Source organism: Alkalihalobacterium sp. TH-98 (genome assembly GCF_057473385.1).
This window is the reverse complement of sequence record NZ_JBYCKM010000004.1, coordinates 22,524-49,375: the sequence shown is the minus strand read 5'-3', so window position 1 is coordinate 49,375 and position 26,852 is coordinate 22,524. Positions and strand designations below refer to the sequence as shown.

26 protein-coding genes are annotated in these 26,852 nt (G+C 38.0%); 20 read left to right on the top strand and 6 right to left on the bottom strand.

Translation table 11 applies throughout. The annotated features are described in order from the left end of the window. Nucleotides 1-319 precede the first annotated feature (319 nt). Together pepV and AC2VNP_RS00795 are read left to right on the top strand one after the other, a co-directional pair. Entirely contained in the window at nt 320-1,738 is a 1,419-nt protein-coding gene (gene pepV, locus AC2VNP_RS00800) for a dipeptidase PepV (RefSeq protein WP_486915198.1), read from the top strand. Nucleotides 1,739-2,192: 454 nt separating this feature from the next. Further along, nucleotides 2,193-2,738, top strand: coding sequence for a hypothetical protein (locus AC2VNP_RS00795; protein ID WP_486915196.1), 546 nt, complete (start codon nt 2,193-2,195; stop codon nt 2,736-2,738). Nucleotides 2,739-3,094: 356 nt separating this feature from the next. Here the strand turns inward: AC2VNP_RS00795 and cysK are convergent, their stop codons facing one another. Then, a complete protein-coding gene (gene cysK / locus AC2VNP_RS00790; RefSeq protein ID WP_486915194.1) occupies nt 3,095-4,033 on the bottom strand; it encodes a cysteine synthase A in 939 nt (312 codons plus the stop codon). 186 nt (nt 4,034-4,219) lie between these two features. On the opposite strand from cysK, the gene thpR reads away from it, so the two are divergent. The 5 genes from thpR (at nt 4,220) to AC2VNP_RS00765 (ending at nt 7,487) form a co-directional block, all read left to right on the top strand. Continuing rightward, nucleotides 4,220-4,807, top strand: a complete 588-nt coding sequence (thpR, locus tag AC2VNP_RS00785; protein ID WP_486915192.1) for an RNA 2',3'-cyclic phosphodiesterase — start codon at nt 4,220-4,222, stop codon at nt 4,805-4,807. 8 nt (nt 4,808-4,815) lie between these two features. Next, nucleotides 4,816-5,181: a CidA/LrgA family protein gene (locus AC2VNP_RS00780; protein WP_486915190.1), complete on the top strand. Its 366-nt coding sequence runs from the start codon at nt 4,816-4,818 to the stop codon at nt 5,179-5,181. Then, entirely contained in the window at nt 5,178-5,867 is a 690-nt protein-coding gene (locus tag AC2VNP_RS00775; protein WP_486915188.1) for an LrgB family protein, read from the top strand. The genes AC2VNP_RS00780 and AC2VNP_RS00775 overlap by 4 nt, the downstream gene beginning before the upstream one ends. A 117-nt stretch (nt 5,868-5,984) precedes the next feature. Next, nucleotides 5,985-6,965, top strand: a complete 981-nt coding sequence (locus AC2VNP_RS00770; RefSeq protein ID WP_486915186.1) for an NERD domain-containing protein — start codon at nt 5,985-5,987, stop codon at nt 6,963-6,965. Nucleotides 6,966-7,163: 198 nt separating this feature from the next. Then, a complete protein-coding gene (locus AC2VNP_RS00765) occupies nt 7,164-7,487 on the top strand; it encodes a type II toxin-antitoxin system HicB family antitoxin (protein ID WP_486915185.1) in 324 nt (107 codons plus the stop codon). A gap of 363 nt (nt 7,488-7,850) precedes the next feature. Here AC2VNP_RS00765 and purU read toward each other — a convergent pair whose 3' ends face one another. Further along, a complete protein-coding gene (purU, locus tag AC2VNP_RS00760; RefSeq protein WP_486915183.1) occupies nt 7,851-8,723 on the bottom strand; it encodes a formyltetrahydrofolate deformylase in 873 nt (290 codons plus the stop codon). 194 nt (nt 8,724-8,917) lie between these two features. Between purU and pulA the strand changes: the two genes are divergently transcribed. Both pulA and AC2VNP_RS00750 read left to right on the top strand, forming a co-directional pair. Continuing rightward, entirely contained in the window at nt 8,918-11,065 is a 2,148-nt protein-coding gene (pulA, locus tag AC2VNP_RS00755; RefSeq protein ID WP_486915181.1) for a type I pullulanase, read from the top strand. Nucleotides 11,066-11,196: 131 nt separating this feature from the next. After that, nucleotides 11,197-11,985, top strand: coding sequence for a phosphotransferase (locus AC2VNP_RS00750; protein WP_486915179.1), 789 nt, complete (start codon nt 11,197-11,199; stop codon nt 11,983-11,985). Nucleotides 11,986-12,135: 150 nt separating this feature from the next. On the opposite strand, the gene AC2VNP_RS00745 is transcribed toward AC2VNP_RS00750, so the two are convergent. Both AC2VNP_RS00745 and AC2VNP_RS00740 read right to left on the bottom strand, forming a co-directional pair. Next, nucleotides 12,136-12,396 carry a YtzH-like family protein gene (locus AC2VNP_RS00745; RefSeq protein ID WP_418199211.1) on the bottom strand — a complete coding sequence of 87 codons (261 nt, stop codon included), beginning with the start codon at nt 12,394-12,396 and terminating at the stop codon, nt 12,136-12,138. Nucleotides 12,397-12,469: 73 nt separating this feature from the next. Further along, a complete protein-coding gene (locus tag AC2VNP_RS00740) occupies nt 12,470-12,799 on the bottom strand; it encodes a YtzH-like family protein (RefSeq protein ID WP_486915177.1) in 330 nt (109 codons plus the stop codon). A 216-nt stretch (nt 12,800-13,015) separates the two neighbouring features. Between AC2VNP_RS00740 and trmB the strand changes: the two genes are divergently transcribed. The 4 genes from trmB to AC2VNP_RS00720 all read left to right on the top strand — a co-directional run bounded on the left by trmB (nt 13,016) and on the right by AC2VNP_RS00720 (nt 17,496). Further along, nucleotides 13,016-13,654: a tRNA (guanosine(46)-N7)-methyltransferase TrmB gene (gene trmB / locus AC2VNP_RS00735; protein WP_486915175.1), complete on the top strand. Its 639-nt coding sequence runs from the start codon at nt 13,016-13,018 to the stop codon at nt 13,652-13,654. Between the two features lie 290 nt (nt 13,655-13,944). After that, nucleotides 13,945-14,700: a DeoR/GlpR family DNA-binding transcription regulator gene (locus tag AC2VNP_RS00730; protein ID WP_486915173.1), complete on the top strand. Its 756-nt coding sequence runs from the start codon at nt 13,945-13,947 to the stop codon at nt 14,698-14,700. After that, on the top strand, nt 14,697-15,638 hold the full coding sequence (gene pfkB, locus AC2VNP_RS00725) for a 1-phosphofructokinase (protein ID WP_486915171.1): 942 nt from the start codon (nt 14,697-14,699) through the stop codon (nt 15,636-15,638). Before AC2VNP_RS00730 ends, pfkB begins: the two co-directional genes overlap by 4 nt. After that, a complete protein-coding gene (locus tag AC2VNP_RS00720) occupies nt 15,625-17,496 on the top strand; it encodes a PTS fructose transporter subunit IIABC (protein WP_486915169.1) in 1,872 nt (623 codons plus the stop codon). The genes pfkB and AC2VNP_RS00720 overlap by 14 nt, the downstream gene beginning before the upstream one ends. Before the next feature lie 129 nt (nt 17,497-17,625). Here AC2VNP_RS00720 and AC2VNP_RS00715 read toward each other — a convergent pair whose 3' ends face one another. Next, nucleotides 17,626-17,928, bottom strand: a complete 303-nt coding sequence (locus tag AC2VNP_RS00715; protein WP_486915427.1) for a PepSY domain-containing protein — start codon at nt 17,926-17,928, stop codon at nt 17,626-17,628. Nucleotides 17,929-18,109: 181 nt separating this feature from the next. On the opposite strand from AC2VNP_RS00715, the gene AC2VNP_RS00710 reads away from it, so the two are divergent. Together AC2VNP_RS00710 and AC2VNP_RS00705 are read left to right on the top strand one after the other, a co-directional pair. After that, nucleotides 18,110-19,183 (top strand): M42 family metallopeptidase, encoded by a 1,074-nt coding sequence (locus AC2VNP_RS00710; RefSeq protein WP_486915167.1) that lies wholly within the window; start codon nt 18,110-18,112, stop codon nt 19,181-19,183. A gap of 102 nt (nt 19,184-19,285) precedes the next feature. After that, the gene (locus tag AC2VNP_RS00705; RefSeq protein WP_486915165.1) at nt 19,286-19,801 is read left to right on the top strand and encodes a DUF84 family protein; all 516 of its coding nucleotides are present in this window, start codon (nt 19,286-19,288) and stop codon (nt 19,799-19,801) included. Nucleotides 19,802-19,868: 67 nt separating this feature from the next. Here the strand turns inward: AC2VNP_RS00705 and AC2VNP_RS00700 are convergent, their stop codons facing one another. Then, a complete protein-coding gene (locus AC2VNP_RS00700; protein WP_486915163.1) occupies nt 19,869-20,312 on the bottom strand; it encodes a YtoQ family protein in 444 nt (147 codons plus the stop codon). A gap of 221 nt (nt 20,313-20,533) precedes the next feature. Here AC2VNP_RS00700 and AC2VNP_RS00695 point away from each other — a divergent pair, with 221 nt between their 5' ends. The 5 genes from AC2VNP_RS00695 to AC2VNP_RS00675 all read left to right on the top strand — a co-directional run bounded on the left by AC2VNP_RS00695 (nt 20,534) and on the right by AC2VNP_RS00675 (nt 26,377). Further along, the gene (locus tag AC2VNP_RS00695; protein WP_486915162.1) at nt 20,534-21,046 is read left to right on the top strand and encodes a hypothetical protein; all 513 of its coding nucleotides are present in this window, start codon (nt 20,534-20,536) and stop codon (nt 21,044-21,046) included. Between the two features lie 37 nt (nt 21,047-21,083). Continuing rightward, a complete protein-coding gene (locus AC2VNP_RS00690) occupies nt 21,084-22,112 on the top strand; it encodes a PTS sugar transporter subunit IIC (RefSeq protein WP_486915160.1) in 1,029 nt (342 codons plus the stop codon). Between the two features lie 23 nt (nt 22,113-22,135). Further along, on the top strand, nt 22,136-22,459 hold the full coding sequence (locus AC2VNP_RS00685; RefSeq protein WP_486915158.1) for a thioredoxin family protein: 324 nt from the start codon (nt 22,136-22,138) through the stop codon (nt 22,457-22,459). 51 nt (nt 22,460-22,510) lie between these two features. After that, nucleotides 22,511-23,308, top strand: coding sequence for a DUF1444 domain-containing protein (locus AC2VNP_RS00680; protein WP_486915156.1), 798 nt, complete (start codon nt 22,511-22,513; stop codon nt 23,306-23,308). 186 nt (nt 23,309-23,494) lie between these two features. Then, on the top strand, nt 23,495-26,377 hold the full coding sequence (locus AC2VNP_RS00675; RefSeq protein ID WP_486915154.1) for a DNA translocase FtsK: 2,883 nt from the start codon (nt 23,495-23,497) through the stop codon (nt 26,375-26,377). The last annotated feature ends 475 nt before the right edge of the window (nt 26,378-26,852 follow it).

Sequence of the window (26,852 nt, the reverse complement as noted above, 5' to 3'; positions counted from 1 at the left end):
CCGCATGGTCGAATGAGCAGTGAGTGGACATTAGCCTTTAATACCAATGTTTTGTCCTAGAATCGGGTGAGGGGCTGATGTCTTGTTTGAAATCTGAATGAAACATGATCAATCTTAATCACTGCAAAAGCTGCTTGTGTTGCCATTGACAAGTTTAGTATATTAATACGTAACGTTGTTGTAATTGACGAACATTCGCAGCCATCATATGGCTAAAATTCACATCAAATCCCTCTTGTTACTTATTGTACAATAATTCATTTAATTTAGCAAAGTACCGTAATACAATTTTGAAGAAATGAAAGGCTGTGAATACAAATTGTCAAGCATTAATTGGAAGAATGAAGTCGAAAAAAGAAAATCAGATTTAATTAATGAAACACAAAAATTCCTACAGATACCAAGCGTTTTGGACGAATCTAGTGCAGAACCAGGACAACCATTTGGTACGGGTATAAACGATGCTTTAAACTTTTTATTAAAAATAGGTGAAGAATGTAACTTTCATGTTAAAAATTTAGACGGGTATGCAGGACATATTGAATTTGGTCAAGGAGAAGAATCTGTTGGGATACTCTGCCATATCGATGTTGTACCAGAAGGTGAAGGATGGACTAGTCCTCCTTACGCTGCTGAGATTATAGACGGGAAACTCATTGCTCGTGGTGCGATTGATGATAAAGGACCGACGATGGCTGCATTTTATGCCATGAAAATCGTCAAAGAACTAGGCTTACCATTATCTAAAAGAGTGAGGATGATTATAGGGACGGATGAGGAGAGTACATGGCAATGTGTTGACCATTACTTTAAACATGAAGAAATGCCAACCATTGGCTTTGCTCCAGATGCCGATTTCCCAATCATTTATGCGGAAAAGGGAATATGCGATATTCAACTAAAGACGACATGGAATGGTACAGAAGAACAATCGTTGCCTTTATTAGTGAGTTTTCAATCAGGCAGAAGAATGAATATGGTACCTGACCAGGCAACAGCAATAATCCAAGTAAAACAAGAAGACCTTTTAAGAATAAAAACGGGCTTCCATTTATTTTTGAAAAATAATAATTTGGAAGGGCATTTAACGGAAGAGAATGAAAAATTGAACTTACATATGAAAGGAAAATCTGCCCATGGCATGGAGCCTAAATTAGGTGTAAATGCTGGTTTGTATTTAGCTGAATTCCTCAATGGAATTTTAGTTGAAGGCGGTGATAAGCAGTTTACTCAATTTATAGCAGAGTATTTACATAACGAATTTAGAGGGAAACAGTTAGGAATAGCTTTCACTGACGACATTACAGGTGACTTAACCGTTAATAGCGGCCTCCTTTCCTATGAACGAGTAAGTGGCGGGAGTATAGGGTTAAATATTCGTTACCCCGTTACGAATGATGGAGACCAAATGATTAATACCATAAAATCGTTAGCGGAGAAAAAGGGGTTCTCTATAACTGTACTTGATCATTCACCACCTCATCATGTCGATAAAGAGCATTCGTTAATTCAAGTCTTATCTAGAGTATATGAAGAACAAACAGGTGAAAAGGCAGAGCTTCTTTCGATTGGTGGCGGTACATATGCGCGCTCATTGGAATCTGGAGTCGCATTCGGCCCACTATTTCCTGGTCGTGAAGATGTAGCCCATCAAAAAGATGAGTATATCATGATAGACGATTTATTAAAGGCAACAGCCATATACGCCCAAGCTATTTACGAATTAGCCAAAGAATAAATAGCTAGATGCAAGCTGGCTATTAATAAAAAAGTGCAAATGAAATACCTGTCACCTGTCTTGTCCGCATGACGTTGTTGGCGCCGCTACACTACATTGAAGTAGAGTTAGTTAACCGTCTAATTAATGAAGAAGCGGACTCACAGGCCCTTATTTGTGTCAAAATTGGCATTTTGCATTGCTAAGAGGACTCAGAAGCCCTTATTTGCAAGAATTCGTGATGTTTTCATGCAAAATCAAGTAATAAGAGCCTCTCAGTCCGCTAAATGCTTCAAGAAGGTCGTTTATTTTAAAATAAGGTCCTCTCAGTCCGCTAAAATTTAAAATCTCATCCGAATCAGCTCCGATTCTTACTTACGCCGATAACCAGGCACCTTCCGCTTTTCTTTGTATAATGTTGGCTTGGCTAAGGATAATAAGAGAAGGATTGCATTCGTCAAGGGGGATGTTTTGGGTGAAGAAGAAAACAGTTACTACTTTCCTTTTTATATTAATCGGGCTTGTTTGTAGCAGTGGTTGGGTGCATGCTGAGGATTACTACGGTGAAAGTTATTGGAACCCACAGTCGATTGAAGAACAGTACCAAATTATGGGGTACCGATCGCTTCAAGTAGCGGTAAAAGAGTTTGAGAACTTGTATCAAAGAGAGGTAAGTCTGCCAAATAAACTGCCGCCAATCGAAATTACCCATACGTTTGGAATTATTGATTCCTATAGTTATCCTGCGAAATTAGAAATTGAGTATGTAAACGAGAATAAACCCCGGGAACAAATTAAAATGTTTATTATTCCTGAAGCACAAGGAATCTATAATAAAGCAAAGGTTGCTCGGTTACTTTCTTTATCAGATGGTTCAAAGGCCATTCAATTAAGGGATAGATATCATAATATCTTAATTTTTCATAAAAACGGTTGGGAATACATTCTGGCCAATAGTAAGAGAATTGAAGAGCAAGTCTCCATTGATGATTTAATTGAAATGGCGAACTCAATAAAATAAAAACAGGCTAACTCATACGCTGCGTCGCATAAACCTTACTGGTTATCCAAGGGGACAGCGTATAATGAGTTAGTCTGTTTTGTCTAGCTGCAGGTGCCATCGGCTCGAGGTCGCTTCGGTCCATCAAGGGTGTCTAAAGAGCAAGACACTCATTGCTTGCCCTCCAGCGCTTGTCGGCGGTAAGGAGGCACCTTGAGCTCTATGTCTAGCTCCAGGTGCCAACGACTAGCGAGACTTTCGCTCAACTACTTGTGATATGTCAACATCGGCTCATTACCGTTCACCGAGTTTCTTTTATCTCATACGGTGGGCTCCAGTCTGCACGTCGCCAAACGGGCGCTTGCGCTTTTCTTCCGTTATTTGTTTTCAAAGTCAAATAAATCAGTGGATAAATAGCGTTCACCTGTATCACAAGCAATAGCTACAACTACATCATCTGGTGTTAATTTTTTAGCGACTTCTAGAGCTGCAAAGCATGCCGCACCAGAAGAAGGCCCAACAAGGATTCCTTCTTTTTGAGCAAGCTCAATCGTTGCCCAATATGCATCTTCATCTTCAATTTTTTTAATTTCATTATAAACTTGTTGATTTAAAATTGGGGGAATAAACCCAGGACTTGTCCCGACCAGTTTATGTGGACCCGGTTTTCCACCCGATAATACGGGTGAGCCTGCTGGTTCAACAACATGTACTGTAGCTTCTGGGTAAAACTTTTTTAATTCTTCACCCGTACCTGTAATCGTTCCACCTGTACCAGAGGCAGCTACAAACGCCGATAATTTTTTTCCGATACTATCGAGTGCTTCTTTAATCTCTACCGCTGTTGTGTAACGGTGGGCATCTGGATTTGCTGCATTTTCAAATTGCATAGGGACAAAGCTATTTGGAATTTCTTTTGCTAATTCATGAGCTTTTTCAATAGCCCCAGGCATTTTTTTATCTCCATCGGTTAAAACTACTTCTGCACCATAGGCTTTAAGAATATTAATACGTTCTTGGCTCATCGTATCAGGCATTGTTAAAATGGCACGGTAGCCTCTTGCCGCAGCATTCATAGCAAGACCAATTCCAGTGTTTCCGCTGGTCGGTTCTATAATCGTTGCTCCAGGCTTTAACAAACCGTCTTGTTCTGCTTGAATAATCATTTGATAAGCAGCACGGTCTTTTACACTTCCACTCGGGTTAAAAAATTCAAGCTTGAGGTAAACGGCTGCACCATTTTTATCTGCAATTCGGTTAAGTTTAACTAAAGGGGTATGACCGATTAAATCCGCAATATTGTTTACAACTCGCATATAGTCACTTCCTTATTTTAATGTTTAGCAATAATACTTCCTCTTATTTTATCATAAATAAAAAAATAATTCCTATCAAATAGATTGGATTTAACCACTTACATTTTTTATTTAAAAGGAATTACAAAAATTGTAACGACAAAATGTGAGAAATTCGTTAAAATATTTAGAAGAAGGTGTATGATAATGAAACCGCATTTTTTCTTAGCGATACCGGTATTAGATCTTGCAAATAAAAGTTTGATAAATTGGCAAGAGCAAAATCGAGATTTTTACCCATTTAAAAAATGGGTGCATCCACAAGATTTACACATTACGCTCGTTTTTTTAGGGTATGTGGAAGACGGCTTGTTAAAACGTTTGGGAGATCATCTTGATGTAGTTGCAAAACAGCAGCGTACCTTTAACTTAACACTCAATGGGCTAGACACTTTTGGTGAGAGAAATCATCCAAGAATTTTCTGGGCAGGTGTTAAAAAAGAAGAACAATTAATTGAATTACAATCGAATGTTGCCAAAACATGTGCTAGTCTTGGGCTAGATATTGAAAACCGGCCATACCGCCCACATATAACGTTAGCAAGGCGTTGGACTGGTGACGATATCTTTTCATTAGAAGAAGCTAATCACTCATTAACAAAAGATGATTTAAGCACCTGGAAAGTCGATAAATTTCATTTATATCAATCACATATTGGAAAAAGTCCAATGTATGAACCACTTCGAACTTTTTCTTTTTCAGCTGATGCATTTCGTACTAACAAAGAGGAGTAGTGTTTCAATTGACTATCTTTCGTATCATTTTGCATATCGGGATATTATATTTATTTTATTGGGTCGGAGCATGGATCCAACAAACGTTTGATTTATTCATTCCGGGTAGTATCATTGGAATGTTACTATTGTTTGTGTTATTTGCCACAAAAGTCATAAAACCGAAATGGATTGAGTATGGAACTTCTTTGTTGCTGAGACATATGCCTTTATTATTTTTACCAGTAACTGTAGGGGTTTTAAATTTTCTAGATGTCTTTTCTGGAAAAGGGATTATACTGGTTATTATTGCTTTAATTAGTACATTAATTGTAATGGTTTGTTCTGGCGCTCTCAGTCAACTATTAGCAACACGAAAGGAGCAGAAATTATGAATGATTTTTTCTTAGCTCTTTTTTTTATTAGCTTAACAGTTGGTGTCTATTGGGGGGCGAGACTTTTTTATCAAAAATATCCTTATCCAATTACACTACCTTTAGTGATAGGAACAATTGTAATGATAGTGATCTTGGTTGTGTTTCAAATTCCGTACGATACGTATAGTATAGGCGGTGAATGGATAGAAAAACTATTAGGTCCGGCAGTAGTTGCACTAGCTTACCCGCTATATAAACAGTTAAGTATGTTGAAGAAATATTTCACTTCAATCGTCGTAGGTGTTTTCGTTGGGGCAATTATCGGAATCGTCAGTGGATTGCTGTTGGCGAAATGGCTTGGTGTTGAAGAAATGTTAATTTATTCTCTAGTACCAAAGTCGGTTACAACACCTGTAGCAATGGACGTTGCAAAGACGCTGGGCGGGGCACCTCCGCTGGCAGCTATATTTGTAATGGTTGCAGGGATTGGAGGAGTGGTATTAGCTCCTTATTTATTTAAGTGGTTTAAGATTAATCATTATATTGGAAAAGGTATCGGGACAGGGAGTGCTTCGCACGCAATTGGAACAGCAAAAGCCTTAGAAAATAGTGAAGAAGAAGGAGCAGCTAGTTCAGTTGCAATGACTTTAAGTGCCATCGTTGTATCGGTGTTAGGCCCTATGCTTGTTTTTCTATTATATTAGTAAAAGGTTTTCATTGAAAAAAAGTCTAATAGATAAGCTGTATGAATACATGTTGTTATTTTTCACACGCTATTGAGATAAAGAAGAAAGCAGATAAGTATTACGGAGGTTCACGAATTGGCCCACTTGATCAAGTTAGAAGATTATATATCTAGATATCAATTTGACATGCAACGTTATCCAACTCAATTTACACGAATGAAAAAGGAACGTTGGTATTACTTAAAAAATGAATGGGAGCAATTGCAACTTACTAATCCGAATGAAGATCCCCAACAAGTGAATACAGTTCGTGATGAGGAGTCGACGCAATCGAGCATCTTACAGTCAACCGTTCAGAAATTAAAAAGATGGAATGTCTTCTCGAAAGATAGAAAGGGAGAAGAAGTAGAGGTTATTGAAATCTCTGGGGAGGAAGAAGAGGATCGATTACCTTTAAAAGCTAAAAATCTTGAACATTTGAAAAAGTTATTTCTTGATGACTTATATCAATCACAAATCATGTGGGCTAGCTCCTCATTACTTGAACGATCTTACTTAAATCCAAAATATAAATACGATCAACAATTACGCTTTTTTGCACAGCAAATTCCTGATAATTATTTTTTAATGTATTCACCTGTTTTTTGGATCAAACAGGCACCGGTTGATATGGATATTGTCTTAATCACACCGAGCGAAATTCAATGTATTACGATTTTAGAAGGAAGTGAGCATAGTGTTTTTGAAGCTTCATCGGATCGATTTTGGGTGGAGCTTGTCCATAAAAAAGAAAGAAAATTATTAAGTCCAATTATAGCTGTTAATAGGATGGCGAGTATCATTAAGGACATCCTACAAGAAAATAATTGTGAATTTTCAATTAAAAGAACTGTTCTTTCAAAAGATTGTATCATTGATTATAAGGGTCAAGGATTAAGGGTGGAGCTAGTTGATAAGCGCACGTTTTCGCAGTGGCATGAAAAACTGAAAAAGCACCCATCACCTATAAAGAGCCAACAATTAAAAGTTGCTAAACTATTATTGGACCATTGTCATACTTCAGCTCATGTCCGTCAAAGAGTAGAAAATGATAATCTGGATCAAGATCAATTATAATATTCGAATAAAAAAAGAATAGATAAATTAGAATTTGGGTATAATTAAATTTTATGAAGAGAAATTGAAAAAAGACTGACTGAATGGAAGTCTGTTGGTTTAAACGGCAGTTATTCTAGACGCTGTTAGAAAGGTCCAGATAACAAGGAGCCCAACAAAGACAGTTAGTCTTTTTAAAACGTGTAAAAGGGGAATTTTATGAAACGTGGACATCAAGAGTTTCAGAATATATTAGATTTAGGGCAGCAATCATTACTTGTGCGGCGACAATATAATTGGAAGGGTCAAGAAGAATATTGTGTAGCGGTTAAAGGTATTGATGCTTGTGTTGGCTACGGTGATACATATAAAGAGGCAAAGGAAGATTTAATTTTGGCTGTTAGGCTGTGGTTAAAGAAAGAAGGCCGATTAGAGCTTCCACCGCTAAACGAAAAAGAAAAACCGTTGTTATATATTGAACCTGCGATGACCGACGAAGAGTTCAATCAAATAAATGTCATCGTAAAAGAATGGAATGAATGAAAGGTCGATTAAGTCCATAGAATGAATATTAAAGCACATAAGAACGTTTAAACTCAGATATTGTTAGCTTCAGACGTCTTCCAATGTAAGTAAACAACGGCTTGTCGTATTGCCAAGTCTTCTTTAAAGGAGGGCTTGTTCTTACGATACTGCTAAATCGTGCTTACATGCTGAAAAGGGGCTGCCAACAAATTGTGGCAGCCCTTTCCATCTCTTTATCCCGACTAACTGGCGCTAAGACTCACACTTCAAGCTTTTGAGAAAGGAAAAAAGGCTAGTGGGAGACGGAGCCTCAGTAACAACCCGATTGGTTCAACTAATTTTCAGTGGGGATGAAGACAACCCTACTAAAAAAGTTTCACTTTATGAAAAGACAATCGTTTTATTTCCATATGTAATGATGCGGTCTTCGTTATGCCATGCCACCGCCCTGGCAAACGTAACACGTTCAACATCTCGACCCGCTATTTTTAATTGTTCTGCTGTAAATCTATGATTTACTCGAAGAACATCTTGTTCAATAATTGGACCTTCATCTAAATCATCTGTCACGTAATGAGCGGTTGCACCAATCAGTTTTACTCCACGGTCAAATGCTCGATCATATGGATTTGCTCCGATAAATGCAGGTAAAAAGGAATGATGAATATTAATGATTTGCTTTGGAAACTCGGCTACGAAAGTAGATGATAAGACTTGCATATAGCGAGCTAATGCAATGAAGTCGATATCATATTGCTTAAGAATTTGAATCTGACGTTGTTCAGCTTCTGCCTTGGTGTCTTTACTTACGGGAATATGATAAAATGAAATACCGTAAGCTTCGACCGTTTCTCTTAGGTCCGTATGATTACTAATTACTAATGGTATATCTACTAATAATTCTCCAGAGCGCCATTTCCATAGTAATTCTAATAAGCAATGATCTTGCTTTGATACAAAAATGGCCATTCTCTTCATACGCTTTTCACTTTCAAGGCGCCATTCCATCGATAGTCTATCAGCAATAGGTGCAATTCCTTTTTGGATATTTTCAAACGATTGATCAAAATCATCTAAATCGAATTCGACTCGCATGTAAAACATGCCGCTTTCCGGATCCGTTGTGTATTGATCCGATTGGACGATGTTTGCACCTTCTTCATGAAGGAAAGTTGATATCGTTGATACAATTCCAGGACGATCCGGACACGATATCAGTAATTTTGCGCGGTTCTCTAATTTTCTTTGTCTCATTTTTTCTCCACCTTAACTTTTTATATATACGTTAGTTTAGAAAATAGTATCATGTTTGTACATAAAAAGAAAATAGTTATGTAACGACTGTCTGAATATTAAATTAATTAAGGTTAATAATTATTGGTGGTCGAGTATAACCAATTTATAGCTTCTGAAATATACTATTATAAAGAGAGTTAGGGGGCATGTCTATGAGGGCTTTTCAAGTTCAAAAAGCAGTAATAAAAAAAGTAGACCAAATAACAGTTATCATGTCCTCACCGATTGAACAACAACTCGAAAATGATTACTTTCGGTTGCGAATGGGGAACAAAGAAATCCCAATTCTTAATGTCAATACAACATCTAGTAATGAAGTGACGTTACAGCTCATGCAATCTATTGAATTTGGAAAAGAGTATACGTTATATACGAAAGATGGTGAGAGTTACTTCGTTGAAGTAGGTGAAGTCGTTCGAACGAAAGCATTTGATGATATGTTTTATTATGAGTTAAATGATCTAGGAGCGAATTACTCTAAAGCTGGAACTACGTTTAAAGTATGGGCCCCTACGGCAACAGAAGTAAGGCTAGTTATCTTTACTAATTGGCAAGAGGAAAAGGGAATAGAAATTCCAATGGTTCGTAAGCAAAAAGGGGTTTGGAAGCTAACGTTACCAGGAGATCAAGATGGTTTGTTTTATCTTTATAAAGTTTGTGTCAATAAAAACTGGCAAGAAGCAGTCGATCCATATGCCAAAGCCTTAGCAGTAAATAGTTTAAAAGGAGTCGTTATTGATTTAGAAAAAACAAATCCACCTTCTTGGCATGTAAAATTACCATTTCACAATCGAGATGAGACGATCATTTATGAAGCTCATATACGAGATTTTACGATAGCACCAACGAGTGGTATAGAAAATAAGGGGAAATATGCAGGATGGCTAGAAGATGGAACAACGGGTGTTAATGGAACAGCTACTGGATTGAATTATTTGAAACAGTTAGGTGTCACTCATGTTGAACTGCTACCTATTAATGATTTTGGAAGTGTCGATGAGCTAAAGCAAGATAGCTATAATTGGGGATATGATCCAACCCATTATTTTGCACCTGAAGGTAGTTATTCGGATGATCCTACCAATCCTCTGTTACGTATTTACGAGGTAAAGCAATTAATTGCTGCTCTGCATAAAAGCAATCTCCGTGTTATTTTAGATGTCGTATATAATCACGTTTATATATGGCAAACGAGTGATTTTGAAAAAATAGTACCGGGATATTATTTTAGATATCATTCAGATGGGCAAATTTCTAATGGAACCGGCGTTGGGAATGACATCGCTTCTGAACGGAAAATGGTACAAAAATTCATTATAGATTGTGTCTCTTTTTGGGTCGAGGAGTATAAGGTAGACGGTTTTCGCTTTGACTTAATGGGGATTTTGGATGTTGAGACTATGGATAAGTTAGTGAAACAGTTAAATGGTCTTAACCCATCGATCGTTTTGTTGGGAGAGGGTTGGAACTTACCGACTGCCTTTCCGTTTGAGAAGCGAGCAGTGTTAGAGCAGGCAAAAACGCTAGAAAAGGTCAGCTTTTTTAATGACCGTTTTCGAGACCGATTAAAGGGAAGCAGCTTTAACCATCAAGAGAAAGGGTTTATAAACGGAAATGCTGAAGTAACGGAAAGTACGAGAGAAGTATTAGCGGGAACGACTGGCGTATTTCAACCGCAAGATCAGTTATTTCTGCACCCTCAGCAATCGATTAATTATATTGAATGTCACGATAATCATACATTATGGGATAAACTCATGTTATCGAATGGGGGAGATCTAGAAGAATATCGCTATAGGATGCATCGGTTAGGTACTTCAATGGTCTTAACGGCCCAAGGTATTCCATTTCTCCATGCGGGCCAAGAATTTTTTCGGACAAAACATGGCGTAGAAAACAGTTATAATTCGCCAGATACGATTAATGCATTGGACTGGGAAATGAAAGAGAAGTTTAAAGATAATGTGGAATACGTTAAAAGCTTAATCGCGTTACGAAGGAAACATGCTGCTTTTCGTTTAACCTCTATGGAATTAGTTAAAGCGCACATGAAACCTTTCGACACGCCGCCTCATGTGATCGGATATATGTTAGATGACCTGTCGAAAATGGATGAGTGGAATCGAATCGCGGTTATTCATAACGGCAGCTGGTCAACGATCGAAGTTTTTTTACCATATGATGGTGAATGGCAAGTAGTCGTTGACGATAATAGTGCAGATTTGATACCATTATATTCGGAAAAAGACAGGCAGATAAAAATTGCCCCAATTAGTACAAAAGTATTATTTCAGATATAAGGCAGAGTCTATCAAAACGACTCTGCTTCATTATTCTGTGAAATTATACATAGGCTAACTCACAAAATTGGGTTATACTGTAGATAGCAAATGGGTGGGAAATAACTACAGAGAAATTGAGGGTGAAATGGTTGAAGTTTTTTTTAGGAGACGACTGGCAAGTAACACCAGCCGGTGGAGCAACAGGAGAAGCGTATATTGCACAGCAGGGTGACCAGAAGCTTTTTTTAAAGCGGAACTCGTCTCCATTCTTAGCCGTTTTATCTGCAGAAGGAATTGTTCCCAAATTGCTTTGGACGAAACGATTAGAAAGTGGAGATGTGATTACTGCACAGCGGTGGGTAAATGGGCGTGAATTAAAATCACATGAGATGAACGGTAAGAATGTTGCCAAATTATTGTCGAAGATCCATTGTTCTAGTGAATTACTAGAGATGTTTAAACGAATTGGCAATACACCTCTAACTCCACAAATTATTATTGAAAATCTACAAAAGAAGTTATCATTACTCCAATCATATGATGAAATTTTAGAACATGGGTTGATTTATTTATTCAAACAAAAAGATAAAGTGGAACATAGTAGATTCGTTGTTTGTCATACTGACGTTAATCATAACAACTGGATTTTGAGTGAAAATGACGAATTGTACTTGATCGATTGGGATGGCGCCACAGTTGCCGATCCAGCACTTGATTTAGGTTTACTATTATATTTGTATATATCGGAAAATCATTGGGAAAGTTGGCTCACGCAGTATGGGATTTCTTTAACCCCTGAGCTACATTTACGTATGCATTGGTATGTTGTATCACAAACGATGTTTATTATACTTTGGCATATTCAAAGGAACGAATTAGACCAAGTAGAACGTTGGGAAACATATCTTGTCGAACTGATTAGAGATCGTACCAATTAAAAACTGTCGATAAGAGAAGAAAGAACGCTTAAAACTAGAAAATAATGCAAAATTCCCCAGGAAATATGGGGAATTTTTTATTTATTTTGTCGTTATACAATTGGTTTTCTGAAAACTTTCTTGTTGTTTGAAATTCGAGCAAGCTTGAATTTAAGTGAGACTCGTGTTATCTAGAATTTCAATCCATTGATTAACATCTTGATCTACAAAAGGTTGATGATTATCGACATTTAATTGTTGAATTGACTGAAGGGCTTGTAATAAATTGGGATCGTTGTGGCTTTCAGCGATAAGAGACTGGGTAAGGCGATTAATTTGTTCATACTCATCTTTAGTCATATATTGCTCGGATGATTGATTTTTTAAAATATCAGTTAGTAGCCCGAGTTTATCATAACTGTTCATTGGCATAACGGATACGTCCTTTCAGCATAATATACATAAGTCTAATGTTAGAATGCGTTAAGGAATGAATTACTATCCGTTAAATTTCTCTGCCTTTTCGTTGGTCGTAGTCAATCGTTACTGCCTCACTTCCTTTCATGACAAGGTGAAGCTCCTCGATCCAACGTTTCAAATTCAAATCATTTAATTTAATATGTTCAGCTGTATCCTCACTCGCTTTAATTGTTTTACAATAAGCATTTATTTCTTGTAATGTTCCCTTAAAATTTGGATCGATATCATCCGAGAGAATAGAGGAAATTTCCTCCTGTAACTCCTCGCATTGTGAAAAAGATGTAGTCCCTTTCTCAAGATGGAACTGTAAAATAGAAATTATAGGTTTTGTATTCACTAACTTTTTATGTGACATCAAAGTCCCTCCTTAGTGAGCTTGTATATATAAAACAGATACCCGGATTAAACTTTAATAAACATAGGAGACTGAATAAGTTATCGGACTATCTATACATTTTGAAGGAAAGAACATATAATAAAATTTTGAGTATGAGATCGTGAAAGTTTTCTAGGGAAATGGTTGATTATCAACATGACCTATTAACAACAGGTATTAAAAAGGAGTGGAAGCATGCGTTTACGTAATAAACCTTGGGCACACGATGAAATAAATAAAGAACCATCTATTGTCATTGCTCATCCAGAAGAATATAAAGGGAAATGGAATGAACTTTTTGGGAACAATAACCCGATCCATATCGAAGTTGGAACAGGGAAAGGTCAGTTTTTAACGAGGATGGGACAAGCTAATCCCGATATCAATTATATTGGGATTGAGAAGTATACGAGTGTTATTCATTCTGCTATGGAGAATGTTCGTGATGAAGCTGTAGATAATGTAAAGCTCCTTAATAAGGATGTTTTAAATCTAGGGAATTATTTTCAGGATGGCGAAATTGACCTTGTTTATATTAACTTTACTGATCCTTGGCCAAAAGCGAGGCATGAAAAAAGACGACTTACTCATGAAGGCTTTTTAAAGTTATATGAGTCAGTATTAAAGCCAAATGGAGAAATTCATTTTAAAACAGATAACCAAGCTCTATTTGAGTATTCACTTCATAGCTTTTCAAAATACGGGTTAATCCTTAATAATGTAAGTTTAGACCTTCACAACAGTGATATGGTAGGAAATATTATGACAGAATATGAAGAAAAATTCTCGTCTAAAGGAATGAGAATTTATAGATGCGAAGCAGTCTATCGTTAAACGATTTGTTTGATGGTTTACTAAAATAAAATCGAATTTACTGTATCGTCTAGTAACTACAGAAATGTTGCTAAACGGTGCAGTTTTTTTATTTTCTTAAACAATCAGTTTTCTGTTAGTTGGGTAATCTAACTAGGGACTAGGAAACAGTAAGGTTCGATAAAAATGGACCTTTAACATTCGGTGAACGTTCATGAAAGTTTTTGAATAAATTTGAATGGAAATGATTGATTTTGAAAGCGTTTCAACCTATAATAAACACATCAGCAACTAGAAAGTAGGTGCTAGGTATGCTAACTGCAGAGCGATACCAAATTATATTAACTCTTTTACATGAAAAGGAAATTGTAAAGCTACAGGAGTTTGTAGAGGCAACAGGTGCTTCAGAATCAACGATTCGAAGGGACCTGACTGATTTAGAAAAGGCTAATAAGCTTAAAAGGGTTCATGGAGGCGCTTCATTAATTAAGAAGAGATTAATTGAACCGACATTGGCTGAGAAAACAGTCAAAAACAATCAAGAAAAAAATAGTATTGCTAGATACGCATCACAGTTTATAGAAAAGGGAGACTCGATTTACCTCGATGCCGGAACTACGGTAACTGAGATGATCCCATTTTTAAAAGGTAAAGAAATTGTTGTTGTAACAAATGCCATTAATAATATCAACTCTCTAATTGAACATGGTATTGAAACCCACGTAATTGGAGGCATTCTTAAATCACAGACAAAAGCCTTCGTTGGGAGAGCGGCAATTCAAGGAATTGAGTCGTTCCGTTTTGATAAAGTTTTTCTTGGTGCCAATGGTATTCACTTAGATTATGGAGTTACAACGCCTGATACACAGGAAGCATTTGTGAAAGAATGTGCATTAAAAAGATCACAGCAAGCCTATTTGCTTGTAGACCATACCAAGTTTGGAGAAATCTCTTTTGCGAAGTTTGCAGATATTGATGAGGTAACAATTGTTACAAGTCTGTCAGTAGATAATGAAACGATACGAGCTTATAGAAAGAAGACAGATATTAAGGTGGTAGACAAATGATTTATACAGTGACATTAAATCCTTCAATTGACTTCATTGTAAAAGTAAATGACTTTCAACTCGGTGCTTTAAATCGAAGTCATGAAGAATTAAAACAACCAGGCGGGAAGGGAATTAATGTTTCAAGGGTACTTTCTAGATTAGGAAAAGCTTCCACTGCAACAGGTTTCATCGGTGGATTTACAGGTGATTATATTGAACAAAGCTTAAGAGAAGAAAAAATTACAACTCATTTTGTACGTGTAAATGAGGACACGCGAATTAATATAAAATTAAAAACAGAGACTGAGACAGAAATAAACGGAGCTGGACCAATAATTTCCAATGAACAATTACAACAGTTAAAAGCGGTGACGTCACAATTAAAAGTGAATGATTATCTTGTTTTAGCTGGTAGTGTTCCAAGTACGTTATCGAGCGACATATACATTGAATTAATTGAAATGGCGCAACAACGTGGAGCAAATGTAATTGTTGACACGAGTGGGAAACCATTTTTACAAGTGATAGAGTCTAAGCCATTCCTGATAAAACCGAACCATCATGAGTTAGGAGAACTTTTTAACAAAACGATTGAAACAGTTGAAGAAGCTATACCATTAGCTGAGCAGCTGTTAGGCAAAGGTGTAGAAAATATCATTGTGTCATTCGCTTCAAAAGGAGCACTACTAATCAATAAAGATTATTGTGTCCATGGGACTGTTCCAAAAGGTGAAGTAATTAACTCCGTTGGGGCAGGAGATTCATTAGTCGCTACTTTTCTAGCATATTTACAGGATACAAATGATAGTTTACAAGCTTTTCAATATGCCATTGCTGCAGGAAGTGCAACTGCCTTTTCTAATGGATTTTGTACTAGAGAGCAAATAGAACGTTTAGTTTCGCAAATAGACTTAACACCTAAGAAGAGAGGAAGAAACAACGATGAGAATATCTGAACTCTTAAAGAAAGAAACGATGATATTAGATTTAAAAAGTTCAACGAAGGCACAAGTTATTGATGAGTTGGTAGACCAACTAGATCGTGCCGGTCGTTTGAATAATAGAGAAGAATTTAAAAAAGCAATTCTTGCAAGAGAAGAACAAAGTACGACGGGAATTGGTGAAGGGATTGCTATACCGCATGCAAAGACAGCTGCAGTTCGAACGCCAGCTATTGCTTTTGGTCGTTCACTAGAAGGAGTCGATTATGAAGCGCTTGACGGACAGCCGAGTCATTTATTTTTCATGATTGCAGCGAGTGAAGGCGCTAATAATGAGCATCTAGAAACATTATCTCGCTTAGCAACGTATTTAATGGACACAAACTTCCGTAAGGCTATCTTAGAAGCGCGCACGGAAGAAGAGGTTTTACAAGCGATTGATGCAAAGGAAGCAAATGAAGAAGAAAACAATGAAACTACTTCATCTGAAAAAGACAGTGAAAAATTGATATTAGCAGTTACAGGTTGCCCAACAGGAATTGCTCATACGTATATGGCAGCTGATGCGCTGAAAGAAAAAGCAAAAGAATTAGGTGTAAAAATTAAAGTTGAGACAAATGGTTCTGGCGGGGTTAAAAATCGCTTAACAGCTGATGAAATTTCAAAAGCGGATGCGATTATTGTTGCTGCTGATACAAAAGTGGAAATGGACCGTTTTGCCGGAAAAAAAGTAATTCAAACGGCTGTAACAGATGGTATTCGTAGACCTAAAGAGTTACTTGAAAAAGCAATAAGCGGTAACGTCTCTGTTTATCAATCAATAGGTGGGTCACAGCAAGAAGGATCATCTGAAAAGGGAAGTAAAGGTGGATTTTATAAACACTTAATGAATGGTGTTTCGAATATGCTCCCGTTCGTAATTGGTGGAGGTATATTGATAGCGTTGTCATTTGCTTTCGGAATTGAAGCTTTTGATCCTGATCATCCAAGTTACCACCCTCTGGCAGAAATGCTGATGACTATTGGTGGTGGAAATGCGTTTGGATTAATGATCCCTGTATTAGCAGCTTTTATTGCGATGAGTATTGCAGACCGTCCTGGTTTTGCTCCTGGTATGGTCGGCGGGTTAATCGCTTCAACAGGAGGCGGCGGTTTCTTAGGAGGCTTAATTGCAGGTTTCTTAGCAGGTTACCTAGTAGTATTAATAAAGTGGGGACTTCGCAACTTGCCTCGTTCGCTCGAGGGAATTAAAACGATATTGCTCTACCCTGTATTTAGTATTTTGTTTACGGGTATGATCATGTTGTCGATTGTTGGACCGTTAAGTGCGTTTAACACAAGTTTAGAAAACTGGCTCGGTGGTATGGGTACTACGAATGTTATATTATTAGGAATTATCCTTGGTGCAATGATGGCTATTGATATGGGAGGGCCTATTAACAAAGCTGCATTTACTTTCGGTATAGCAATGATTGATGCAGGAAACTTTGGTCCGCATGCTGCAGTTATGGCAGGTGGAATGGTTCCGCCATTAGGTATTGCTCTTGCTACAACTTTCTTTAAAAAGAAATTTACGAAACAAGAACGTGAAGCTGGAAAAACAAACTATATTATGGGTGCATCGTTTATTACAGAAGGAGCAATTCCTTTTGCAGCAGCAGACCCTGGCCGCGTAATTCCTTCTATCATAGTTGGTTCTGCTGTGGCAGGTGCCTTAACAATGATGTTTGGCATCGGTTTGCCCGCTCCTCACGGCGGGGCATTTGTTATTGCTCTTGTTAGCGGAAGTCCGTTGATGTATGCCTTAGCCATTATTACAGGTGCTGCTGTAACAGCACTTATGCTTGGTATATTAAAAAAACCAGTAACATAACACAAAAAAGGCTGCGATGATCCGCAGCCTTTTTATGATTATTCTTTTTTTCGGTAGCAGGTACCTTTAATACATTAATGCATTAAAGGTACCTGCTACCATTTATTTCACCATATATTTTGCGTTTTGTTATTGGTTAACGTCTAAGATGGTTCCGGTTTTAGCGTCTACGATGAAGTCGTACTGCAGGTTTTCATCATTTTCTGTTGAGGCCGTTAACCCACCACGATACACTGTGTATTCCAGCTGATTTTTGTTCCACGTTTCGGGTATCATATGAATCCAAGACCCTGTTACATTAAATGAGTGAGATAACTTGTTTTTGACTTGTTTCAGTGCTCTCTCAGGTGCAATAAGATCTTGCCCCATCTTTGAGCGCAGTAAAAGTCCAGCAACAAGTCCAACTCCTATACCAAGTGCAAAGCGTTTCATTCCCAAAACAATCCCACCTTCATAATTAGTCGTTTCTTAAAGTATACTTAATTCTTAAGAGATTTCCAAATCAATACAGTGAAATATCACTCATCTTTACGTTTCTCTGGAAAAACAAGTGATCTTTCGGTAAAATAAGCCGTGTACATAATATTTTTCGGAACTCGAAAGGAGTCTAGTCATGAACAAAGATACATTAGCTCTTTTTAAAACATTAACAGAATTACCGGGTGCCCCAGGATTTGAACATGAAGTTCGTCGTTTTGTTCGCACTGAGCTTGAAAAGTATTCAGATGAAGTGATCCAAGATAAGTTAGGGAGCATCTTTGGTGTTAAAAAAGGAAATGAAAACGGTCCCAAAGTAATGGTAGCTGGTCATATGGACGAAGTAGGTTTCATGGTCACTTCTATTAATGATAAAGGTCTTATCCGTTTTCAAACATTAGGTGGTTGGTGGAGCCAAGTATTACTTGCTCAACGTGTTCAAATTATTACAGATAATGGACCAATTATCGGTGTCGTTGGCTCAACGCCTCCACACTTATTAGAGGATGCTCAACGTAATAAACCAATGAATATCAAGGAAATGTATATTGACATCGGTGCAGATGATAAAACTGATGCATTGAAAATCGGAGTTAAGCCAGGTCAGCAAATCGTTCCAATTTGTCCATTTACGCCGATGGCAAACGAAAAGAAAATTTTAGCGAAAGCTTGGGATAATCGTTATGGTGTTGGTTTATCCATTGAACTTTTAAAAGAGTTACAAGGAGAAGAGCTTCCTAATACATTATTCTCTGGTGCTACTGTACAAGAAGAAGTTGGACTAAGAGGGGCAGCTACAGCAGCCAATATGATCCAACCGGATATTTTCTATGCATTAGATGCTAGTCCTGCAAATGATGCAACAGGTGGAAAAGATGCTTTTGGACAGTTAGGTAAAGGAGCGCTTCTTCGTATTTATGACCGAACGATGGTTACACACCGTGGTGTGCGTGACTTTGTATTAGACACGGCCGAATCAAATAACATTCCATACCAGTATTTCCTATCTCAAGGTGGAACAGACGCTGGACGTGTTCATACGAGTAATAACGGAGTACCATCAATTGTTGTTGGAGTATGTTCACGCTATATCCATACACATGCTTCTATTGTACATGTCGATGATTATGCCGCTGCAAAAGAACTATTAACGAAGTTAGTAAAAACAACAGATAACAATGTTGTTGAGCAAATTTTAAAAAACAGCTAATGAAATAAGTTCGATTGGTTGAAAGTTAATATTAAATAGTACAAATTACAGAGGTGCAAATCACACGATGGTTGGCACCTCTGTTTCTAATGAGGTGAGAAGATGAATACATATGCTGTAGGGTCTACGAATCCGGCGAAAATTAGTGCGATCCGTTCTGTTTTTACAGAGGATAAGGTAAACATTAAAGGAATGGAAGTCGAGTCAGGTGTATCAGCACAGCCTTTTTCAGATGAGGAAACGATGGAAGGTGCGGTGCATCGAGCAAAAGCTTGCCTTGTCAATGAAAAAATACAGATTGGTTTTGGTTTAGAAGGCGGAGTAACCGAAACAAAAGCTGGGCTTATGCTCTGTAATTGGGGTGCCTTAGTCGATCGAAATGGGGAAGTAATTGTTGCCAGCGGCGCGAAGATTTTACTGCCGGAACAGATCGCAGAGCGACTAAGGGCAGGGATAGAGTTAGGTGAGGTCATTGATATATATGCTAAAGAGCGAGATGTTCGTAAAAAAGGAGGTACAGTTGGTATATTAACAAACGGTTGGGTCACCAGAAGTTCGATGTTTGAGCACGTCGTGCAGTTATTAGTTGGTCAGTATGAATTTCAAAAGTTGAAATAAACTTGAGAAAAAAGAAGGTTAACTTAATAGCGCTGTGAAGATCACTTTAAGTTAACCCAATCCAATATTACTTTTCAAATACGTAAGTGAGTGCTTTTAAGGCTTGTTCAGGTGTTTCGCATACGACTTGCGCTTTATTAGCTAATTCTTTTAAAGGGTGGTGTAGTGAAGCTGGACGTACAAGAACTAGAGGCTTGTTTAAAGCTACAGCAGTTGCTGCATCCATCGCACTATTCCATTGGCGGTATTGTTCTCCAAATAATGCAATAACAACGTCGGCCTTCTGGAGTAGAATTTGTGTGCGCAAATTGTTTATGCATGATGCCGCTTCATCTTTAGCAATCGCATCGTGTTGTTTGCCTAAAATCTCTTCCCCAATATTGTCTGAACGTTCATGGTTTTCCATTGGACCTGTGAATTCAATAGGGAGGCCCGTCTGTTGAGCTAATCTTTTAATTTCTTCGCGCCAATTGTCGTGAATTTGTCCTGCTAAGTATACAGATAACTTCATTTACAATCATCTCCTTAAGTAGGGCTAGCTCTATTTTAACATCCATCAATATAGGTCGAAACAGCAAGAGTAAATAAAAACCATAATAAGGTAATGAGTACTATTTTCTTATAAATGTTAAGGTAGATAGTTGTCAAAAAAAGGCTATACTTGTCAATAAAAATCATTTCAATGTATTATAAGCATAGTCAATATTTAATTTATTGAAAGGGCGATTACGGGTGAAGCCATTTTTCTCAATAGCGATTATATTATCATTTTTTCTTTTTTTAACAGCATGTCAAATTACTGAAGAAGAAGCAGTTGAGATGTCTCAACAAGCTTTTTCTGAACGTTTTGCTTCGGCAGAAACAGTTGAAGTAAATTATGAGGGTGACCAAATTGATTTTTATTTACCACGAGGAATGGAAGTTACAGAAGAAATCGATTTTAATGTTCAGCTAGAAAAAGATAATCAAATCTTTTTATTGTTTTTTATACCAGCTGAGCCATGGGACAGCGAAGTTCATTTAATACGAGACCGAGAAATTGAAATTGACGCAGTTGCGTTTGAAGTTATGGAGAATGAAGATAAGCTTGGTTATTTATCTATTTCACCGAGTGAAGAAGGATATTATAAGATCATTGTTGGATTAGGCGGGGCAAAGGTTACAACAATATCTACAGTAGAAAATGTAGTAGAAAGTACGGAAATAATGAATGAGATATTACATAGTGTTCAATTTAAAGATTAAACTAAAGTAAGTGAGTGAACTTTAGGAGGAATAGAAAATGGGATTTCTTGAGCGAAAGGGAATTGACTTGTCTTGGAGAACCTATGTAATAACGGCATTAAGCTTTATGGCACTCGGTCTATTCTCTTCGTTAATCATTGGTTTGATTATTCGGACCATTGGTGAACAATTGGCTCGCTTTGAATTTTTAGGGGCTGTGCCGCAATTTTTAACGGAAATGGGCGTATTAGCAATGGGGCTTATGGGTCCGGCTATTGGTGTCGCGATCGCTTTTGGTTTAAAAGCACCAAGGCTTGTCCTTTTTGCAGCTGTCGTCAGCGGTGCAGCTGGGGCTCAGCTAGGTGGTCCTGCAGGTGCATTTGTTAGTGCATTACTTTCAACAGAGATCGGAAAAATGGTTTCAAAAGAAACAAAGGTAGATATTATAGTAACTCCTTTTGTTACAATTGCTGTAGGTTTTTTTGTAGCCAATTTTATAGGTCCGGTTATTCAATCCGGGATGACCCAATTTGGCAGTTTGGTCATGTGGGCAACGGACCAACAACCATTTCTCATGGGGATCTTAGTAGCTACTTTAATGGGGCTGGCATTAACAGCACCTATCTCTAGTGCTGCGATAGCGATTATGCTTGAACTTGAAGGAATTGCTGCAGGGGCAGCTACGGTAGGTTGTGCCGCTCAAATGGTTGGCTTTGCTGTGAGCAGCTATCGTGAAAATGGTGTGTCGGGTTTAGTTGCTTTGGGGATTGGAACATCAATGCTGCAAGTTCCTAACATTGTAAAAAATCCGTTAATACTCGTGCCGCCGACTGTAGCAGGGATTTGCCTTGCGCCATTTGCAACTGTCGTATTTCAAATGGTAAATAACCCGGCTGGTGCTGGAATGGGCACGAGCGGATTTGTAGGGCAAATCATGACGTTTACGGCTATGGGATTTTCATGGAATGTCTTTTTTATTATATTATCTTTACATATTATTGGACCGGCTGTTATTAGTCTGATCGTCTCGGAATGGTTTAGAAAGATGAATTTAATTAAATTCGGTGATATGAAAATTGAACAATAAATGATTAACAGGAGGAATGTAAAATGAAAGAATTACAATCAATGGAAATGTTCAATACTGAAATACAATCAGGCATAAAAGTGGTTATGTTTTCAGCCGATTGGTGTCCAGACTGCCGAGTAATTGAACCATTTCTACCAGAAGTGGAAGATAAATTTTCGCAAATTACTTTTTTATATGCAGATCGAGATAAGTTTATTGATTTATGTGCTGAACTGAATGTATACGGAATTCCAAGTTTTCTAGCTTATCATAATGGAAAAGAAATTCATCGCTTCGTAAGTAAAGATAGAAAGACTCAGGATGAAATTGAAACTTTCTTATCAGAAGCATTAAGCAAGTGTTAAGTCCTGTATCGTGTTATAATTGGGCCATGATATTAGTTAGGGGGACGTTATATGGACCTTCATATGCTAAGGGAAACTCTTGAAAAGCGGTTAGAGCGACCAGAGTGGACGATTAATTATGATCAAGAAGAAGATCGCCTTCGCATTGAAAACAAAGATATTCGAAAAGGGGCAAATGTTGCACTTAAGCCACTTTTAACGAAGTATGAAAGAGTAAAGGATGAAGCGATAGAGGAAGCGGTTCGATATGTAGAAATTACGTTAACTGCGATGGAACGTGATATATCGTTAGACGGAAGAGAAAAAGAAATTTTTCCTGTCATTCGCGGGACGTCATTTCCAACAGAAACGAAGGATGGAAAAAAACTAGTGTTTGATGAACACACAGCAGAAACGCGGGTTTTCTATTCAATAGATATGGGTAGTTATTACACACTCATTGATGAAGACATGTTAGAACGGAATAAGTATACTTTAAAAACGATTCGTGAAGTTGCGTTGTTTAATATCAGGTCTTTATCTCATTCGTTAAAAGAGGACCAAGTGGCTGAGAATACATTCTATTTTTTAAATACGAATGACGGTTATGATGCAAGCCGAATTTTAGACGAGTCATTGCTTGAAAAAATGAAGCAGAAAGCTAAAGGAACATTAGCTGTAGCTGTACCACATCAGGATGTATTAATATTTGGAGATATTATAAACGATACAGGCTATGATGTATTAGGCCAAATGGTGTTTCAATTTTTTACACAAGGTCGTAATCCAATAACAGCTCTTCCGTTCATTTATGAAAATGGTGAACTAGAACCGACGTTTATTTTGGCGCAGCGGAAACCTAAACATTAAAAAACGTTGTTAAAAATATGAAAAATGTAATATCTTTGCCAACCACTAGAGATTTCTAGTGGTTTTTACGTTAAAATGAAAAGACTACCAAAATATTTTGTTTTGATAAGTATTACCTTAAATAAAGTAGGTGAAATAGTGGTTTCCAAACATAAAAAATGGTTACGCAAAATCCAGGAGTGGTTTTTGGGTAAAGAAGAGACATACACGGTGGAGCCAAACAAACGAAAGCCTCAATATGGCAGATTAGAAGCAGACGACCGACCTGCTGAGATGAGAGTCGTTCATCAATACCCGAAACAAGGAAAGTTCCGATTTCCAGTAATAGAAGATGAAACAAAAACAAGCGCCAAAGAAAATCATCAATTTAATACAAAGAAAGTAACTGAGAAGAAGGTAGTAGAAAAAGAAAAGTCACAGCAGACCCAAGAAAAAACAAGAGTGGTTTCTACCTATCAAGGCTCCCGTGAAGAATATAAAAGCTCGAGCGAAAATAAACGTGAGTTTTTCTCTAACAGTAACTTTAAGCCAACATACATTCCTTCTCCTGTTTACGGCTTTAAAAAGCGTGAAGAAAACAGGGAACAAGCAGAAAGTGAAAAAAACGATATTGGACAAGTCCCTCAAAAAGACGCACTGCCGAAATCAAGTGAGATCAAAGAGTGGCTTGAAAGTAAAGACGATCACGATGCCGATAGGGGACGTGAGGTTGCAGCGACAACTGAAGATGTTCCGGATGTTACACTCCTCAAGGATATCTCGAACTTCAAACCATCTATTGTACAACTAAAAGCAGGAAACTCGTATTCTAGTACGCGCGAGCAACAGTATCCGAGTTTTACTTACCAAAACAAACGAGATGCAGCCGAAGAAAGTATTGAAGGTACACATCAGCAAGCAGAAGCGCCGAATGAGGAGTATCACCAAGTACAAGAGGCAAAAGTTCCGGAAGCGGAATACAACGGTGAGCAAGAAGAAGCGCCGAATGAGAAGTTTCATCCAGAAAAAGAAGTAGAAGTTCCGGAAGCGGAATACAACGGTGAGCAAGAAGAAGCGCCGAATGAGGAGTTTCATCCAGAAAAAGAAGTAGAAGTTCCGGAAGCGGAGTACGACGGTGAACAAGAAGAAGTGCAAAATGCAGTGTACCACCAAGAGCAAGAAGAAGAAGCGCCGAATGAGGAGTTTCATCCAGAACAAGAAGCAGAAGTTCCGGAAGCGGAGTACGACGGTGAACAAGAAATAGAGGCGCAAAATGCAGAGTACCACCAAGAGCAAGAAGAAGCGCCGAATGAGGAGTTTCATCCAGAAAAAGAAGCAGAAGTTCCGGAAGCGGAGTACAACGGTGAGCAAGAAATAGAGGCGCAAAATGCAGAGTACCTGCAAGCACAAGAAGTAACACCGGCAAGCACTGCATATCTTCAAGCCATTGAGGCACCAGAAGAAAGTGTGGGGGATTTACATCATCAAGAAAAGACCGGGGAAGAAATGAAACGGAGTGAACACTCGGAAAAACGTGCTGTACCGAACAGACCAAAAGACACAACGACTCGACCTTCTGCTCAAGCCATTCCATTTAACGTCCTCATGTTGCCACAAGACCGGATGGGTAAGCAGCGAAATGATGCCGCTGAAGAGAATGATAAGCTGAAGTATCAATTCCCACCTATTCAAATGCTTAATATTCCTCCGCGTCAAGAAGAGGAAAGTACGGATTGGTTAAATGACCAGGGTGAAATTTTAGAGTCGACTCTACAAAACTTTAATGTATCAGCAAAGGTGATCCATGTAACAAAGGGACCTTCAGTGACAAGGTTTGAAATACAGCCGGCACCTGGAGTAAAGGTAAGCAAAATTACGAGTTTAACAGATGATATAAAACTATGTTTAGCTGCAAAAGATATCCGGATGGAAGCACCGATTCCAGGAAAACATGCGATTGGAATTGAAGTGCCTAATATCAAGAGTGAGCCTGTATTTTTGCGTGAAATCTTACGACGTGGAGAGTTCCAGAAAGGTTCAGCTCTTACGGTAGCACTAGGATTAGATATTTCGGGACATCCAATTGTAACGGATTTAGCGAAAATGCCGCACGGTTTGGTAGCAGGAGCAACTGGTTCAGGGAAAAGTGTATGTATTAACTCCATTCTTGTTAGTCTTTTATATAAAGCAACACCAGATCAAGTGAAACTGCTGCTTGTTGACCCTAAAATGGTAGAATTAGCGCCTTACAACGAATTGCCACATCTAGTTACACCGGTGATTACCGATGCGAAACAAGCGACAGCAGCCTTAAAGTGGGTTGTCGCTGAAATGGAACGAAGGTATGAATTGTTCTCCCAGCGCGGTGTTCGCGATATTGGCAGATACAATGACCTGTATTCAGAAGAGCCTGCTAAGCCAGCATTACCGTATATTGTTGTCGTTATTGATGAATTGGCAGACTTGATGATGGTTTCACCACAAGATGTAGAAGAAGCGATTTGTCGGATTGCTCAAAAAGCTAGAGCTTGCGGGATTCATCTTTTACTGGCAACACAGCGACCTTCGGTGGACGTTATTACAGGGTTAATTAAAGCTAATATTCCAACACGTATTGCTTTTTCAGTTTCATCGCAAGTCGACTCACGTACGATTATTGATATGAACGGTGCGGAACGCTTGCTTGGAAAGGGTGATATGCTTTTCCATGAGAACGGGACAGCGAAGCCCATCCGAGTTCAAGGTACTTTTGTATCAGATGAAGAGATTGAGAGAGTCATTGAATTTGTCAAAAAACAAAGGAAGCCGCAATATTTGATTGAAAATGAGCATTTAAATAAAGTTCAAGAAATTGACGGACAGGAAGATGATTTATTTGAAGAGGCATGCTATTTTGTAATCGAACAAGACGGTGCTTCAGCCTCTAGTTTACAAAGACGGTTTCGAGTCGGATATAATCGTGCTGCTCGGTTAATCGATATGATGGAGGCAAAAGGAATTGTCTCAGAAGCAATGGGAAGTAAACCGAGAAATATATTGATGTCAGTAACTGAATTTGAAGAAAATGTTTTATCAGTTTCAACTGATTAAAAGTTGTCATCTTTGAACAGTTTTTTTATGATAAGGACGGAAGACGTCTGCATGCCAGCGAGGGATTGGAACCCCCACTAGAGAAGACACGTCTTAAAATGTAATTAACCACGTGTATTTATTTTAAAGGACTGAGAGGACGCTATTTTGCCTAAAACCACCTCATTTGAGTATTTAGCGGACTCAGAGGCTCCTATTTGGCTATAATCATTAAAATACAGTACGAATATAAGTAAATAACGGCTTCTGAGTCCGCTAAGGTGTGTATTATTGAGATTTTCGCTGAAATAACAGCCTGTGTGTCCGCGAAATGCAGAACACAACATGCAGTTTCATCAAATTTCAGTGAACGGATGTTTTCTACCAATAGGAAGTGAACGCGACAAGGCGCTAGGAGTTGTATCTACTAAAGATAACAAAATACGGTCCTGTATGGATGAGATTCTTTAAACTAGGGAAGTTTATCTATAAATGC